Source organism: Faecalibacterium sp. AF28-13AC (genome assembly GCF_003478405.1).
Taxonomy (GTDB): Bacteria; Bacillota; Clostridia; order Oscillospirales; family Ruminococcaceae; genus Faecalibacterium; species Faecalibacterium prausnitzii_E.
The window spans coordinates 79512-94192 of record NZ_QUFG01000008.1 but is presented as its reverse complement, the minus strand read 5'-3'; the positions used below and the strand labels follow the sequence as shown (position 1 = coordinate 94192).

The 14681-nt window shown below is 46.4% G+C and carries 15 protein-coding genes; 12 read left to right on the top strand and 3 right to left on the bottom strand.

Annotated elements, in window-relative coordinates; genetic code table 11:
- Nucleotides 1-123 precede the first annotated feature (123 nt).
- Nucleotides 124-366, bottom strand: coding sequence for a MerR family transcriptional regulator (locus DWY95_RS12285; protein ID WP_337995349.1), 243 nt, complete (start codon nucleotides 364-366; stop codon nucleotides 124-126).
- Between the two features lie 63 nt (nucleotides 367-429).
- Nucleotides 430-1800 (bottom strand): NCS2 family permease, encoded by a 1371-nt coding sequence (locus DWY95_RS12280; protein WP_118553711.1) that lies wholly within the window; start codon nucleotides 1798-1800, stop codon nucleotides 430-432.
- Nucleotides 1801-2640: 840 nt separating this feature from the next.
- On the opposite strand from DWY95_RS12280, the gene DWY95_RS12275 reads away from it, so the two are divergent.
- Both DWY95_RS12275 and DWY95_RS12270 read left to right on the top strand, forming a co-directional pair.
- Nucleotides 2641-2889, top strand: coding sequence for a DUF6061 family protein (locus DWY95_RS12275; protein ID WP_117530269.1), 249 nt, complete (start codon nucleotides 2641-2643; stop codon nucleotides 2887-2889).
- A gap of 443 nt (nucleotides 2890-3332) precedes the next feature.
- Nucleotides 3333-5135: a DUF4365 domain-containing protein gene (locus tag DWY95_RS12270; protein WP_117530267.1), complete on the top strand. Its 1803-nt coding sequence runs from the start codon at nucleotides 3333-3335 to the stop codon at nucleotides 5133-5135.
- A 54-nt stretch (nucleotides 5136-5189) separates the two neighbouring features.
- On the opposite strand, the gene DWY95_RS12265 is transcribed toward DWY95_RS12270, so the two are convergent.
- Complete coding sequence (locus tag DWY95_RS12265; protein ID WP_242994737.1) at nucleotides 5190-5804, bottom strand: PBECR4 domain-containing protein; 615 nt, start codon at nucleotides 5802-5804, stop codon at nucleotides 5190-5192.
- A 250-nt stretch (nucleotides 5805-6054) separates the two neighbouring features.
- On the opposite strand from DWY95_RS12265, the gene DWY95_RS12260 reads away from it, so the two are divergent.
- From DWY95_RS12260 to DWY95_RS12210, 10 genes are all read left to right on the top strand, one after another.
- Nucleotides 6055-6288, top strand: a complete 234-nt coding sequence (locus DWY95_RS12260) for a DUF6061 family protein (RefSeq protein WP_117530265.1) — start codon at nucleotides 6055-6057, stop codon at nucleotides 6286-6288.
- 496 nt (nucleotides 6289-6784) lie between these two features.
- Entirely contained in the window at nucleotides 6785-7468 is a 684-nt protein-coding gene (locus tag DWY95_RS12255; RefSeq protein WP_055267786.1) for a response regulator transcription factor, read from the top strand.
- Between the two features lie 96 nt (nucleotides 7469-7564).
- Entirely contained in the window at nucleotides 7565-8503 is a 939-nt protein-coding gene (locus tag DWY95_RS12250) for an ATP-binding cassette domain-containing protein (RefSeq protein ID WP_117506293.1), read from the top strand.
- On the top strand, nucleotides 8481-9167 hold the full coding sequence (locus DWY95_RS12245) for an ABC transporter permease (RefSeq protein ID WP_117506294.1): 687 nt from the start codon (nucleotides 8481-8483) through the stop codon (nucleotides 9165-9167). Before DWY95_RS12250 ends, DWY95_RS12245 begins: the two co-directional genes overlap by 23 nt.
- A 15-nt stretch (nucleotides 9168-9182) precedes the next feature.
- Nucleotides 9183-9920: an ABC transporter permease gene (locus DWY95_RS12240; RefSeq protein WP_117506295.1), complete on the top strand. Its 738-nt coding sequence runs from the start codon at nucleotides 9183-9185 to the stop codon at nucleotides 9918-9920.
- Nucleotides 9921-9931: 11 nt separating this feature from the next.
- Complete coding sequence (locus tag DWY95_RS12235; protein WP_117506296.1) at nucleotides 9932-10834, top strand: HAMP domain-containing sensor histidine kinase; 903 nt, start codon at nucleotides 9932-9934, stop codon at nucleotides 10832-10834.
- Between the two features lie 509 nt (nucleotides 10835-11343).
- Nucleotides 11344-12000 (top strand): hypothetical protein, encoded by a 657-nt coding sequence (locus DWY95_RS12225; RefSeq protein WP_117506297.1) that lies wholly within the window; start codon nucleotides 11344-11346, stop codon nucleotides 11998-12000.
- A gap of 156 nt (nucleotides 12001-12156) precedes the next feature.
- On the top strand, nucleotides 12157-12363 hold the full coding sequence (locus DWY95_RS17115) for a hypothetical protein (protein WP_158577562.1): 207 nt from the start codon (nucleotides 12157-12159) through the stop codon (nucleotides 12361-12363).
- 325 nt (nucleotides 12364-12688) lie between these two features.
- A complete protein-coding gene (mobC, locus tag DWY95_RS12215) occupies nucleotides 12689-13135 on the top strand; it encodes a plasmid mobilization relaxosome protein MobC (protein WP_118553710.1) in 447 nt (148 codons plus the stop codon).
- Nucleotides 13098-14660, top strand: coding sequence for a relaxase/mobilization nuclease domain-containing protein (locus tag DWY95_RS12210; protein WP_118553709.1), 1563 nt, complete (start codon nucleotides 13098-13100; stop codon nucleotides 14658-14660). The genes mobC and DWY95_RS12210 overlap by 38 nt, the downstream gene beginning before the upstream one ends.
- The last annotated feature ends 21 nt before the right edge of the window (nucleotides 14661-14681 follow it).

The following is a 14681-nucleotide window of genomic DNA, read 5'->3' as shown; positions in this document are numbered from 1 at the left end:
CCTCTTTCTTTTTTTCCAAAGTCCGCAAATCGGAACCTTCAAGCAATCCGAGCCGCCGAGTGCTGGCTCAAAAATCTTTACACTCCTATTATAACAAGCCTGTCAATGGGAAACCGCCCTTTTTCATGAGAAAATTGTAACATTTTTTGAAGTTTGCCCGCGTTTTGCGGAAAAGGGCGGTTGCGGGGAGGTGGACGGCCCTTCCACACACCAATCCATGAATTGCCGGATGTCCTTGATCTCCATGCCAGCCTTTTTCAGACATTCAATGACCCGGAGCGCTTCAATCTCTTTCTCGCTGAACTTCCGTATGCCGGACTTGCGCTCCATTCCGGGGAAGAGCCCCTGCCCGCCACACCCGCGCAAGAACCAATAAACGCACGAAAGCCCCGGCCGGAGCCGGGGCTTTCTGTTTGCCGCAAATACCTGTTACAGCAGGATGTATTTCAGGATGAACAGAATGGTCAGCACATACATCAGGGGGCTGATCTTCTTCTCCTTGGCCTTGCCGGTGATGACATTCAGCAGGGTCCAGGAGATGACACCAATGGCGATGCCCTCAGAGATGCTGTATGCAGTGGGCATTGCCAGGATGGTCAGGAACGCAGGAATGCCCTCAGCAGGATCGTCGAACTCGATCTTCAGGGCAGAACCCATCATGTAGAAGCCAACGATGATCAGGGCCGGAGCGGTCGCAAAGCTGGGGATGGTCAGGAACAGGGGGCTGAACACCACAGCCAGCAGGAACAGCACACCGGTGGTCATGGAGGTCAGGCCGGTGCGGCCGCCCTCGGTCACGCCGGAAGCGCTCTCGACGAAGGTGGTGGTGGTGGAGGTGCCCAGCACGGCACCGGCGCAGGTGGCGATGGAGTCGGCCATCAGCGCGCCCTTGATATTGGGCAGCTTGCCCTCCTCATCCAGCATGTCGGCCTTGGAAGCAACACCGATCAGGGTGCCCAGGGTATCAAACAGGTCAACGAAGAGGAAGGAGAACATAACGGCGAAGAAGTTCAGGATGCCCACGCCGGAGAAATCGGTCTTGAACACCTGACCAAAGGTCTTGCCCAGAGCAGAGAAATCGAAGCTGATGAAGCTGGTGGGGATGACACTGTACATGCCGGCATCGGGGTTGGGGATGTAGATACCGGTCAGCTCGCAGAGGATGCCCAGCACCCAGGTGATGAGGATGCCGTACAGGATGCCGCCCTTGACTTTTTTGACTAGCAGGACGGCGGTGATAAGCACGCCCACCAGAGTGAGGATCGCACCCACGCCGATGCTGTGGAAGGTCTCACCCTTAAAGTGCTGATAGGTGACAAGGGTGGAATCGCTGTTCACGATCAGCTTTGCGTTCTGAAGGCCGACGAAAGCAACGAACAGGCCGATGCCCACGCTGACAGCGCTCTTCAGGGTCATGGGGATGGCATTGAAGATGGCCTCACGCACATTGGTCAGGCTCAGCACGATGAAGATGATGCCCTCCACAAAAACGGCCATCAGGGCCAGCTGCCAGCTGTAACCCATGGTCAGGACGACCGTGTAGGAGAAGTAGGCGTTCAGGCCCATGCCGGGAGCCAGAGCGAACGGATAGTTGGCCAGCAGAGCCATCAGGGCAGTGCCGATGAAAGATGCCAGCGAAGTTGCGATCAGGACCGCATTGGCATCCATGCCCGAAGCGGACAGGATGCTGGGATTGACCGCAAGGATGTAGGCCATCGTCATAAAGGTGGTGACACCCGCCATGAGTTCGGTCTTGACATCGGTGTGGTTTTCTTTCAGGCGAAAGATCTTTTCTAACATGAAAGTTCCTCCTGTGTTATAGCAAAAATAAAAACAGCCGCGTGGGAACCGGCGGAACGAACAGCACCCATTGTAGCAGAACCGTTCCCACCTGTCCATGGACGAAACACAGAAAATTCACGAAAAGTTCAAACTTTCTTGTATGGGTATGACTTATCCGAAGGCTTTTTGGCGTTTTATGGAAATTTTTACAGAGTGGACATCGAAGATTTCATCAACCTCCGAGATCTTAAAATTTTCCGTCATAATAAAAGCTGCTCACAGGCATATTGCGCGCTTCATGCTGTTCCCGCGTGCTGACCCTTATATACCCATAGTCTGTATTTGATTTGCGATAAAATCGACCTCCTATTCACAAAAAAGCGCCCCCGCTCACTGCGATCTTACTGATATGTACCCCTAATACTGTGTGTCCAGTATTAGGGGTACATATCATCCCACCGGTGTGCAAAAAGTGTGCAAAGGTGTGCAAGCATCCAGAAAAAGGAAAATCCCACGAGGAATCTTGCGATTCTTCGTGGGATTTTGGTGCGCTCGAGGGAACTCGAATCCCTGGCCCTCTGATTAAAAGAATCCAAGGTGCATCATTCGTCAAATTTCAAAAGTTCGAAGAAACGATATTTTTATCGTGTCATCGCAAAACACGCCTTTGCGCACACCGCATTATTTGCACACAGTGTAATACTTTGCAACCGTTATCCAGCTATTCAGGTGTGCAAAAAGTGTGCAAAAATGTGCAGACGGGCAAAACAAAGCCCAATGGACAAATCAACCACCGGTTTTATGGCAGGGTTTAGGACATCCGAACAGACACCGTTTGATATAGAAATGAGGTTCACAATGAACAAACTGCTTTCCTGCCGATTCAACATGGACACCAACCGGGTGGAAACCCGGTTCGAGGATGGCACCACCCTTGCCATCGACTGCATCGCCGTGGAGGACGAGTGCGGCAACACCCCGGCGCAGCGGGCAGAACTGGACTGGCTGCTGTATAATAAGCCCTTGGCGTACGCTCAGCTTGTGCTGGGTGGAGGGATGGAGCATTATCTTTCCCTCGGCTGCGACCACGGCAGACTGGAAGATTGATTACTTCGAAAGGCCATTGCCATTTGAGTACCAATCGAATATACTATAAACAGGAGAGCGGACGTCATTCCGCTGGTGTGGCTGACACCTAAAATCCGATCTGATGCAAGACGTAAGGGCTTGAGGCTGGCGGGCAGCGATAAAACCCGAAAGCGATGCAGGACATAGGAGCCTGAGGTTGGCGGACAACGATAAAATCAGTCACAAGGGGCATCGGACAGCACCACGGTGTTGTAGATGCCCCTTTTATTTCTGCTCAACTCGCTACCGATAGCAGACCTATTCCATTATCTTCCATAAATTCAGTTTTTGTCAAGACTATCACAATTTCAAGATTTTTCAGATGTTTTGTTAATTTTTCTGATTTTAGGTGTATAATCAGTACAAACAAGAAACTGCACTCTCATGCATATTTCTGCAATCACCTTATCTGGAGGTCTAATATGGATTCTGAAAAGATTGCTACAAATCATGTTGAACTTGCCATAAGCAAAGCGGGTCACTTGGTTTCTCACATCAATTCCAATGATAAAGAGCCCTCATGGGATGGAGATGTAGAAGTCTATAAAAAGTCCGGCCACGTTCATGCAAAAGCTGACTTGATTTTAAAAGTACCTGTTCAGGTCAAAGGTCATATTAAACCAAATCTAAAGAAAAAGAGCATAAAGTATTCTATCCAATATTCTGATTTAAGAAACTATCTTTATGTTGGAGGAACCATCTTTTTTGTCGTGTATTTCGATAAGGAAGATGAGCATTATACTATATACTATGTTGGACTTCTTCCGTTCGACCTCAAAAAAATGCTCAAGGACTATAAAGGAGATTTCTCTAAATGCAAAAGCATTGAATTAAAAGTTTTTCCGACCAAAAAAGAAGATATCGATGATATCTTCCTTAATTTCGCGCATCACATGAATAGGCAACGCGCCGCTATCAATAGCGCGCTCTTATCCTTCGATTCAGACTTACCCACCAACACTATTTCTCTAGGCTATTCTACTAGTGCAGCAAAACATTACGATTTGCCCCTTGATTATTTTTTTGACCACGAAACTTACATTTATGCTGTTCTCCCTCAAAAAGTCGAACTGCCCATTGCTCATCTTGACTGTATTGAGTTATTTTCGTTTACACGAGATGCTCCTATCAGCATTGATTCTAAAGTTTATTTTGAGAGTTATACTGTCACACGTTCTAAATCATCTACGGTCATTCGTTTTGGTAAGGGAATACAGATGAGTTTCAGTACAGCGCAATCCTTGCCTACAAAATTCAATTTTACTTTATCCGGAACACTATCAGAGCGTATCAAAGATGCAGAGTTTATGGTTGCTGCCCTTTCTGCCCATCACTATGAAATCAATGGTGGAAAAATCGCTTTCAGTGAAGCTGATTGTGCCAATCTTCCTACACTTCAAAAAAAGCTTTCCTTTCTTCTAGATGTGAAAAAGACGCTAGAGGCAGTTCATGCAACAGCCGACCTCGACTGTTCTTCCCTTTCTGTCACAGACAATACTAATCTTAGCATCTTGAGAGCTGCACTAATCGACAAAGAACCAATCAAGATGTGTTCAAGCCAATCGCTTCTTCGAAGCTGCCATATTGCTAATCTAGAACTTCTTTTATGGGTTGTTCCGACTGAAGAAAATAGTGAATACCATAACATCTATGATTTTAACTATGTACCACTGATATATCGCGAGTTTGACAAAAATGATAAAGAATATCCATCCACTCACTTCGTCATGTTAAATAAGGACGCAATGTTGAAGTACTGCAATATCGACTATAATGCGTTACTTGATGCCGTTCAGCATGTTCCTTTTTCCAAAGATTATTCTCATTCGCTTAATGCACTTCTTCTTGAAATGCTTAAAGCATACGATGAAAGTAAAAATAGTCGCATTGAGCTACTATCCACTGCGACTACCCTCGCGCTTTGGATTAAGGATTCTGATCCATATACAGAGCATCCGATTGCTATTCTCAACTATCTTCAGTCCGTCAAACGCTCTCGCACATTGACTTCGACTGAACAAGCCGAAATTCTTTCTCTTATTGAAGCAGCCCAAGACAATGAGTCTATTTACGTTGGTGCATATCTACTATTAGATAATCCTGTTGCGGCTAAAATTCACTTTGATAAGCTACCTGAAGAATCACAGAAGTTCTTTGAATCTTGTCCCATCTATCATTTTATGCCAAATGGACAACCTACCATTTCTGCTCCGACAGAAGGGTAACAAGTGATGCCCACCCGCCCATGGTTTTTCCATGAGTGAGTGGGCATCGTTTTGTTAATCGAGATTTTTCGGCAAACGGTCATACAGAACCACCGTGTCTTGTGTTTCGATATGTACACGCTCTTTCTTCAGGAGCGTTCGAGAACGTTGGTTTGCACGGTAGTCACGGCCGCTTTCTTCAAAAGCAGAACAACACAGAAAGTCACATACCGCATTGCCGGAGGGAGATTCCCGGATGATGAACACAAAAGCAGTTGGTTCGATTCGGCTGGAAATCAGGTAATCCGCTTTGATTTTGGTCACGAACGGATAAAACTGGGGCATATAGGAGAACAAATCGAACTCCTGTTCCAGTATTTCTTTCAACCGCACCAGTGCCAGCAGACGCGGTTTCATATACTCCTGATAGAGTGTGCCCTTCTTTACCTTGTCGTAGGTGATCTTGCCGGATAGAATCATATCAACCGTCTTGCGTGGACTATACCGGGGCAAGGCGATGTCTTTCAGGTAGTGAAACCCAGCAAGGTGAGGGAAGTCCTCTGGTGAAAATGTCAGCTTGATCTCGTGCAGTTCACCCTTATAGCCGTAGGTGAAAACATAGTGGTACTCGGTCAGTTCTTTCCAGACTTCTGCTGCCCGATACAAAATATCCTGCTGTTCGTCCTGCACATTTTCACCTTCCCTCAAAAAAATAGAAGCCCTGCCGAAAGGCAAGGCTCCTATTAAGCGTTTTCTTTCGATTCATCGAATCTATTCGGCTTGTGGTTCACGCTCAACCCACGGTCTGGCTCCACAATCGGCTGATACCGAACCAGTCCACTGCTTCATCGCCACCGATAGCTGGTCAATGCCGCTATCCTCTAGCTTTATTATACCACAAAAGGACGTAAGTTCAAGCGCTTAAATTTAAAAGCACTCAATCATATTATATGCTAAAGGGGGTTGGCCATTGCTACGTTTGCGAACGTCATACACCACCCTTGCCATCGACTGCATCGCCGTCGAGGATGAGTACGGCAGCACCCCGGCACAGCGGGCAGAGCTGGACTGGCTGCTGTATAATAAGCCCTTGGAGTATGCTCAGATGGTGCTGGGTGGAGGGATGGAGCGTTATCTTTCTCTCGGCTGCGACCACGGCAGACTGGAAGATTGATAGGAAAGGCCATTGCCATTTGAGCGCAAATCGAATATACTGTAAATAGGACAGCGGACGTCATTCCGCTGGTGTGACTGACACCTAAAATCCGATTTGATGCAAGACGTAGGGGCTTGAGGCTGGCGGGCAGCGATAAAACCCGAAAGCGATACCATAGAACCGGCAGGAAAACCATCGGTGGAAAGATTTTCCTACGCATTTCAAAGCCTGTTTCGGCGGGGATTGGGTAAATCATTCTGCCACCCACCGACCAACGCCGAAAAGCCTTGATTTCCGTGGGCTTTTTGCCAACTAAATGCGTAGACAGGAGGGGCTTTTGCTGGCTTTTGGTTTCATATTTCCAGTGTACCCAGCAATAGAAATGTGTTCTTCTAACATCTAATAATTCATATTTTACGCTTTGTATTCTCTCCTGAAAGGAAATATAATTAAATCTATTAGAGATAAAAAGTGTAGTGCAATGCTGACATAAGGCAGGTGAACATAGAACAACATGAAAATTTTGATTGTTGAGGATGATTTAGAGATCAGCAAATTGCTGGCTGATTTTTTACAGGGAAATGGATATGAGGTGCTTTGTCAGTATGATGGGCTTCATGTGTTAGACTGCATACAAGAACATCAGATTGATCTTATTCTGCTTGATATAATGCTGCCTTATCGGAGTGGTGATACTATACTTGCGGATATTCGTAAATTCTCAACGGTTCCTGTCATAGTAATTTCAGCAAAGGAAACAACACAGAACAAGATTGATTTGTTGCGGCTTGGTGCGGATGATTACATTACAAAACCTTTCGATATGGAAGAAGTTCTCGCCAGAATTGAAAGCAACTTACGCCGGATTCAATTTCAAAACAGCACGCCGTCATCTTTGAAGTGCAATGATTTGGTTTTAGATTTAGACGGCAACAGAGCTATGCTACAAGGGGCGGAGTTACCTTTAACTGCGAAAGAATTTGCTATACTGGAATTGCTTATGAAATACCCGGACAAGATCTTCTCAAAGGCGAATTTGTTTCAAAGTGTTTGGAATACAGAGTATATCAGCGAGGACAACACCTTGAATGTCCATATTAGCAACTTGCGAAACAAGATGAAAGCCATTTGCCCGGATAAAGAGTTTATAGATACTGTGTGGGGCATTGGATACCGTTTGCATAAAGCCGAGGGGTAAGCTCTTGGCTTTATGCTTTTTTTATGGTTTCCAAATAGAAATTAAGAAATTCTTTATGATTTCCCCTTACACTAAAATGTAAAGGAGGATGACAACATGAGTTCTGTTATTTTGGAAGCACATGACTTAACAAAAGAATACCGGCACACAGTTGCCTTAGATCATATTGATTTGAAAATTGAAAAAGGGAAAATTTATGGCTTCATAGGCCAAAATGGAGCAGGAAAGACCACCTTTTTGAGATTGGTTACAGGATTAGCGTTTCCGACAAGCGGCACCTTATCGTTGTGGGGGAAAACCGTCGAAAAGGAATTGCAGGAACAGAGAAAGCGGATCGGTTGCATGATCGAAACACCTGCGCTTTTTCCGACAATGACCGCTTATCAAAATATGGAGATACAGCGTATCCAACGTGGTATCCCTGACAAAGCAGTTATCCAAAAAACTTTAGACATGGTAGGTCTGAAAGATACCGGGAAAAAAGCTGTCCGTAATTTTTCGCTGGGGATGCGACAGCGATTGGGTATTGCAATCGCACTATTAAATACACCAGAATTTCTTATTTTGGATGAACCGATCAATGGGCTTGATCCTGCTGGAATTGTGGAAATTCGTAATTTGCTAAAGTCCTTGAATAAGGAATACGGAATGACGATATTGGTATCCAGCCATATCTTAGAGGAACTGTATCAGACAGCATCGGAGTTTATTTTAATAGACAAAGGCAAAATTATCGAAGAAATATCAGATCGAGAACTAAATGATCGTTGCAAACGGCATATCGCAATAAAGGCAACTGATCCACAAAAAGCTCTGATCGTTTTGGAAGAAACGCTACACACAGATAGTTTTAAGCTGATGCCAGATGGCATGATTCGCCTATATGATTATCTCGATGATATGGAAAAAGTGGCTGCTGCTTTGTCAGATGCACATATTCTCGTTACAGGTCTTTCTGTGGCCGGTGATACATTAGAAGATTACTTTTTAAGCAAAATAGGAGGGACAGGAAATGTCAAATCTCCTAAAAGCTGAATTTTATAAGCTGTTCCATAGCTGGTATTTTTGGGGGATAGGATTGTTTAATCTCCTTTTAAGTAGTGTGTTGTTACTGGATAGCGTTGGGGAAACATCCAACCTTTTCTTTGCTTCGATATACAATATGCCAATCCTATATTTCCTCACAATCATCTTTTCTGCCCTGTTTGTTGGAAATGATTTTGGCAGAAGAACATTACAATCATATATCAATGCCGGACATCGACGCGGAAAGATACTATTTGCGAAGCTGGTAGTTCATCAAATCGCCTGCATGGTTATCCTGTCTTTTCCACTGTTGTTACATAGCATAATTGGTACGTTTGTCACTAAAGGAGCATTGGCAAGCATCGGCATAGTTGTAATGGTGATTGCTTCGCAATTTGCAATGTGCCTATTACCTTTTTTCTTTGCCTTCATTTTCCGTGATATAGGAAAGAGTATGGCTGTGCCGATGGTACTCTTTTTCTTAATGGTCTTTTTGATGAATGGAGATCAAGCGCAGCTTATCTCACAAATATTGCCTATGGGCCAGCTTCGGCTTATGGCATTGCAACAATCCAACATATCCGGCGGGCAATTCATATTTTCAGATTTTTTATGGGTACTGGCATTATGCTTAGGTACTTATCTGTGGTTCCGACGCTCGGATTTGAAATAACAAGGAGGTGTGGGAATGAACAACTTACTGAAAATGGAAAAATATCAATTATCACATAATATCTTTTATTGGTGCGGTTTAATAGGGATATTTTTGATTGGTTTTTTTACCGCAGATACTTATGTCCCGGAAGCTATGGGGCCTATGGGTGGGGCTGCTACATCCCTCGCAGATATTTTTAATGGAATGGTTTACGATTCAACCTTTCTCCTGATTATTATATCCAGTATTTTAGCTCTGATTTTAGGGCAGGAATTTTCCAGTCGGACGATTGATCTTGAGGTCAATGCAGGACATTCGAGAAAAACCATTTTCTTTGCTAAAGTAATCTCATACTTAATTGCATTTAATATCATGGCTCTTGTTTATCCTGTGGCTGGTTGTATAAGAGAAAGTGTCCGCTTTGGTATTACCGAAGCAGGCAACCTTTGTTATCAGGTCAGTAAGGCGATTTTATATTCGCTGCTTTTGAACAGTGCGACTTTTCTTATTGCAATCTGGATTGTTTTTTGGTTAAGAAGCTCTGCAAGAGCAATAGCTGTTACCGCTTTAGTCACTTTTGTTCTTAGCCTTTATCTTGGGTATGGAATGATGTTCGATCTTCCTGTTGCATTTTTGGCAACCTATCAGATACGGGAAGCGGTTTTTTCTGTGACCTATTTTTTGCCATGGGCCATTTTAGTTGGCGTTGTTTGGATAGTTGCTTTGATAACCTTTTCATGGATTAGCTTTCGCAAATGTGAAATCAAATAACAAGGAGGGAGGTGTCTGGAATAAAGCTGTTGTTAATTTTAGTTATCGCAGTCTTGATAGTAGTGCTTTTCAAATATGTGCAAATCAAAAGACAAATCCGTAACCTATCGAAACAAATGACCGATCTTACAACTGGAAAATCGGAAAAGATGCTGGACATCTCTCTTGTTGATAAAGATATAGAACAACTGGCCGCAGTATTAAACCAGTATAATGAAAAGCAAAGACAGTCCATTGCAAGCACATTACGGCACGAAATGTATTTGAAAGAGTCCATTGCTAATATTTCACATGACTTGCGTACCCCTCTGACGGTAATACTTGGCCATTTACAATTATTAAAAAAGGAGAATTTATCAGCAGGTCAAACACAGCGTATAGAAACCATTTATAATAAAGCAGAAAGAATGAAAGAGCTGATACAAACCTTTTACGATCTTTCTGTAATAGACGCAAAAGAAGTAACTCCTGTGCGTGAAGATTTCAACTTAACAAATTTGCTGATAAATCTTATCACAGAGAACGCCCCAGCATTGGAAGCAAAAGGCATATCTCCTGTAATTGGTCTGCCAGATCATTCCGTTTATCTCCATTCGGACTATGGTATGGTAGAACGTATTTTTCAAAATCTTATTATAAATGCTATTCGATATTCCTCTGGCTCGATTAAAATTGATTTGAAGCAAGGCAAAGAAAAGAGTGCTATTTTTATCATTGAAAATCCCATTGATAGTAAGGTGGAAATAGACCCAAACCGACTATTTGAAAGATTTTATACCGGGGACAAATCAAGGCATAATAGCGGTACAGGAGTGGGGCTTGCTGTGGTAAAACTATTAACTGACAAGCTCGGCGGCAATGTGTTCGCTAAAATTGAAAATGATACACTAACCATTTCATTGGAAATCAAATAAACAGTATTGTTTCAACTGCCGGACGACGGCAAAGAAAAAAGCCGTCGTACAGCAGCCCTTTTGACACGCCCATAAAACCAGCGGCGGCATTCGCAGAATAGCTGATTTCTGCGCAGTTTTAGATGATAAGTCCTACTATCACTGCTTTACAACAATAAATTTTGCAAAACCATCTTGACGCGCCCTGCATTCCATGATACCCTCTATCGCAAATCCCACCGAGCTTGTCGGGGCAATGCCCCTCCATCTTGCTTGCGCAAGACCGCTCTGCCGCTTAAAAGCCCCACTGGGGCTTTCATTGCTACGCAAACGCGGACTTTCAGAAAAGTACAGAACGGCGAGGATTTATTCCCCATGAAGATTTTTACCGCCCCGCAACACACCCGATTTGTTTTGCCGCCGTTTCACCCGACAAAATTTTTCGCTTGACTTGCAGGGCGGTTCTTTTCTTTTATGGGACAGGAACTGCAAACCTTTCACCAAACCATGACAAGGAGGCGACCCGAAGCGTGATCTATCGAGACAATTTGTTTCTCAACGCCAGATTCCAAGAGGCTGTCCAAGCTGCCCATGACCAAGATTGGCAAACCTTTGAAAAATATTCCTTCTACGATGCCAAGATGATGGAAAACCTGCTGTACAAATGCGAACATCTGATGCCTCTTGAAATCAAATGTCGGTACGCCTTACAACATTATTACAGTCACGGCGACCATTCTCCCATCATTCGGAAGTATGTCCGCCGAGCCAAAATCATTCGTCCTGACAACTGGCGCGATGCTCTGCCGGAGAGCGTAAGAGACATTGAGATGTTTACCGTATATCGCGGCGGCATCGGCAGCATTGAGCGCGCACCGCTTTCTATTTCATGGTCGCTCTCTTACGATGTTGCTGAATGGTTTGCACACCGCAGTGAACTTTTTTACCGCTGCTCCTGCCATGTATATCAAGGAACAATTCACGCCGACAAGGTGATTGCATATCTTCCAGAGCGCAGTGAGTTTGAAATTATCCAGCATCGGAATGTCAAAGACGTGCAGGAAATCACGCCGCTGAGAGGATACAGTCCTCCGTTCAATGCCTTCAAATCATCAAAAAAATGGGTTCACAATGAAGAGGAAAGCAACCGCTATTTCAATGAATGGTATCAATCGCAGAACTGCTGAATTTTATGTTGCTTCAAATAATAAGTCCTACTATCACTGCTTTACTGCAATAAAATTTACAAAATCATCTTGACGTGCTCTGCAATCCATGATACCCTCTATCGCAAATCCCACCAAATTTGTAGAAAAGTACAGAACGGTGAGGGTTTATTCCCCATGAAGATTTTTACCGCCCCGCAACACACCCGATTTGTTTTGCCGCCGTTTCACCCGACAAAATTTTTCGCCTGTCTTGCAGGGCGGTATTTTTCTTTTGGGAAGCTGCACCTTGAATTCTTCATAAGCCGTCTGAACGAGATACTGCGCCATGACCTCACACTTTGTGTGGGCGAGCCGGACAACGCCGCTGCAAAACAGGGGTAGGAACTGCGTTCGGTGTGAACGGTGACCATGAGCAGGGGCTTTGCCTTTTCACACGTTTTGCTCTGCAAAATTTTCAACGTGCATTGCGGTTCGACTTCTGAAATTTTCAGTGTTGCACGGAAAGGGCGAAAGCAAGTATCGACCTGTGGCCACAAATTTTCAATGCTTGAAAATGTTCTGTCACATGGTCTGTCACTTGTTGGGGAGTGCCTTCCCCAAACCCTGCTCCAGCATTGCGCTGGTTTCAGCGCAAAAGCGGCGTGTCGCATTACATAGCCCTCTCCATCCCGGAGCGGGCATTTATCATTTTCACAGGAGGTCGAATATGGCTGAAATGAAAAGTCCGAACGTACACGCAAAGAAGAACCGCAATGACACGCCGCGAAAACGAAAGACACACATCATCAAAGTCAGAGTGACCGCAGAAGAAAAGCTGCGGATCGCATACGCCTGCAAAGAACTCCACCTCACCCAATCCGAACTCGTCCGCCGCGTCCTGTACGGCGTGAACGTCAAGCACACCGTTGTGGTGGCGCAGGGCGGCGAGGATGCACTGGCGGCGCTTGCCGCCTTGTCTGCCCAGTGCAGCAAGGTAGGCAGCAACCTCAACCAGCTTGCACGGCACTTCAACTCCGGCGGCAAAGACACCGAGCAGCTCCGGGCGCAAATACTGGAGGAACTGTCCGCACTCACGAACTTTCGGCTGAAAGCCGAAGAAACGGTTGGTGAACTGTATGGCAACCATCAAGCATTTGAGCTCGAAAAACTCTAACTATGCCGCCGCCGAAAGCTATCTCACCTTTCAGCACAACGAGTACACCGGTCTGCCCATTCTGGACGAGAAGGGCAGACCCAAGCTGCGGGATTCGTACCTGCTCGACACCCTTGAGTGCGGCGAATCCTCGTTTGCTATGGCCTGCCTGATCGCCAATCGCAAGTACGGCAAGAACGGCAGGCGGGAGGACGTGAAGACCCACCATTATATCATCAGCTTCGACCCGAAGGACGCAGTAGAGAACGGCCTGACCATGGAGCGGGCGCAAGCCCTTGGCTTGCAGTTCTGCAAGGAAAACTTCCCCGGTCATCCCGCCATCGTCTGCGCCCACCCGGATGGGCACAACAGTGCGGGAAACATCCACGTCCACATCGTCATCGGCAGCTTGCGTGTCCGCACCGTGGAACGGCAGCCCTTCATGGACAAGCCGTGCGACTGGGAAGCGGGCAAGAAGCACCGCTGCACTTCTGCCATGCTCCGGCACCTCCGTGTCGCAGTCATGGAGATGTGCGAGCAAGCCGACCTGAACCAGATCAACCTGCTGGAAGCCCAAGGCGACCATGTTTCGGAGCGCGAGTATTGGGCGCAGCGGCGCGGACAACGCCGCCTCGACCATGCCAACGCCAAACTTGCCGCCGAAGGGCAGCAGCCCACCCAGACCGTCTACCAGACCGAGCTGGACAAGCTGCGAAAGCAGATTTACGCTGTGCTGAACAAGACCACCACCTTCGAGGAATTTTCTGCATTGCTCATGCAGGAACACGGCATCGCCGTGAAGGAGAGCCGAGGCCGGTTGAGCTACTGCCTGCCCGGCCGGACAAAGTTCATCACCGCCAAGAAACTGAGCAAGAAGCTGGAAAAAGAGCAGGTGCTGACCGCCCTCTCCCAGAACATCCAGCTTACCGCCATCATCCAACCCAGCAGCGAGAAGAAGCCGGATAAGATCAGGAAACTGGTTGACATTCAGGGGAACGTTGCTGCGGGCAAGGGCATCGGCTATGAGCGTTGGGCGAAAAAGTTCAACCTCAAACGCTGGTCGCAGACCCTCATCCTGTTACAGGAGAAAGGTCTCACCAGCGAAGATGCCCTGCACCAGCGCATTGCCGAACTGCAAACCCAGCACGACGATGCACTGGCGGTGGTCAAAGACATGGATGCCCGCATGGACTCCTTCAAGGAACTGCGCGGGCATCTTGTGGTTTATCGGCAGTACAAGCCTCTTGCACAGAAGCTGACCACGCTGCGGAACCCCGCAGCGTTCCGGGAGCAGCACCGTGCAGAGCTTGCTGTGTACGAGGCCGCTTGCGCCTATTTCAAGGCCAACGGGTTCAGGACGCTGCCGGACCTCAAGAAGCTGGATGCCGAATACGCAGCCCTGTCCTCGGAGAAAAACGGGTTCTACACCCGCTACAAGAAAGCGCAGATCGAGCTGCGTGAACTCCGCACCGCACAACAGAACGTGGAAGCCTTCTTCCGCAAGGAGGAGCGCAGCCACGCCGTACCGCAGCAGGAGGTCAAATGAACAACACTCTGACAGATCGAT

Excerpts from the sequence above, each read along its gene's own strand:
- DWY95_RS12280 (WP_118553711.1), bottom strand. The coding sequence starts at position 1,800 with ATGTTAGAAAAGATCTTTCGCCTGAAAGAAAACCACACCGATGTCAAG.
- DWY95_RS12275 (WP_117530269.1), top strand. The coding sequence starts at position 2,641 with ATGAACAAACTGCTTTCCTGCCGATTCAACATGGACACCAACCGGGTG.
- DWY95_RS12270 (WP_117530267.1), top strand. The coding sequence starts at position 3,333 with ATGGATTCTGAAAAGATTGCTACAAATCATGTTGAACTTGCCATAAGC.
- DWY95_RS12255 (WP_055267786.1), top strand. The coding sequence starts at position 6,785 with ATGAAAATTTTGATTGTTGAGGATGATTTAGAGATCAGCAAATTGCTG.
- DWY95_RS12250 (WP_117506293.1), top strand. The coding sequence starts at position 7,565 with ATGAGTTCTGTTATTTTGGAAGCACATGACTTAACAAAAGAATACCGG.
- DWY95_RS12245 (WP_117506294.1), top strand. The coding sequence starts at position 8,481 with ATGTCAAATCTCCTAAAAGCTGAATTTTATAAGCTGTTCCATAGCTGG.
- DWY95_RS12240 (WP_117506295.1), top strand. The coding sequence starts at position 9,183 with ATGAACAACTTACTGAAAATGGAAAAATATCAATTATCACATAATATC.
- DWY95_RS17115 (WP_158577562.1), top strand. The coding sequence starts at position 12,157 with ATGAAGATTTTTACCGCCCCGCAACACACCCGATTTGTTTTGCCGCCG.
- mobC (WP_118553710.1), top strand. The coding sequence starts at position 12,689 with ATGGCTGAAATGAAAAGTCCGAACGTACACGCAAAGAAGAACCGCAAT.
- DWY95_RS12210 (WP_118553709.1), top strand. The coding sequence starts at position 13,098 with ATGGCAACCATCAAGCATTTGAGCTCGAAAAACTCTAACTATGCCGCC.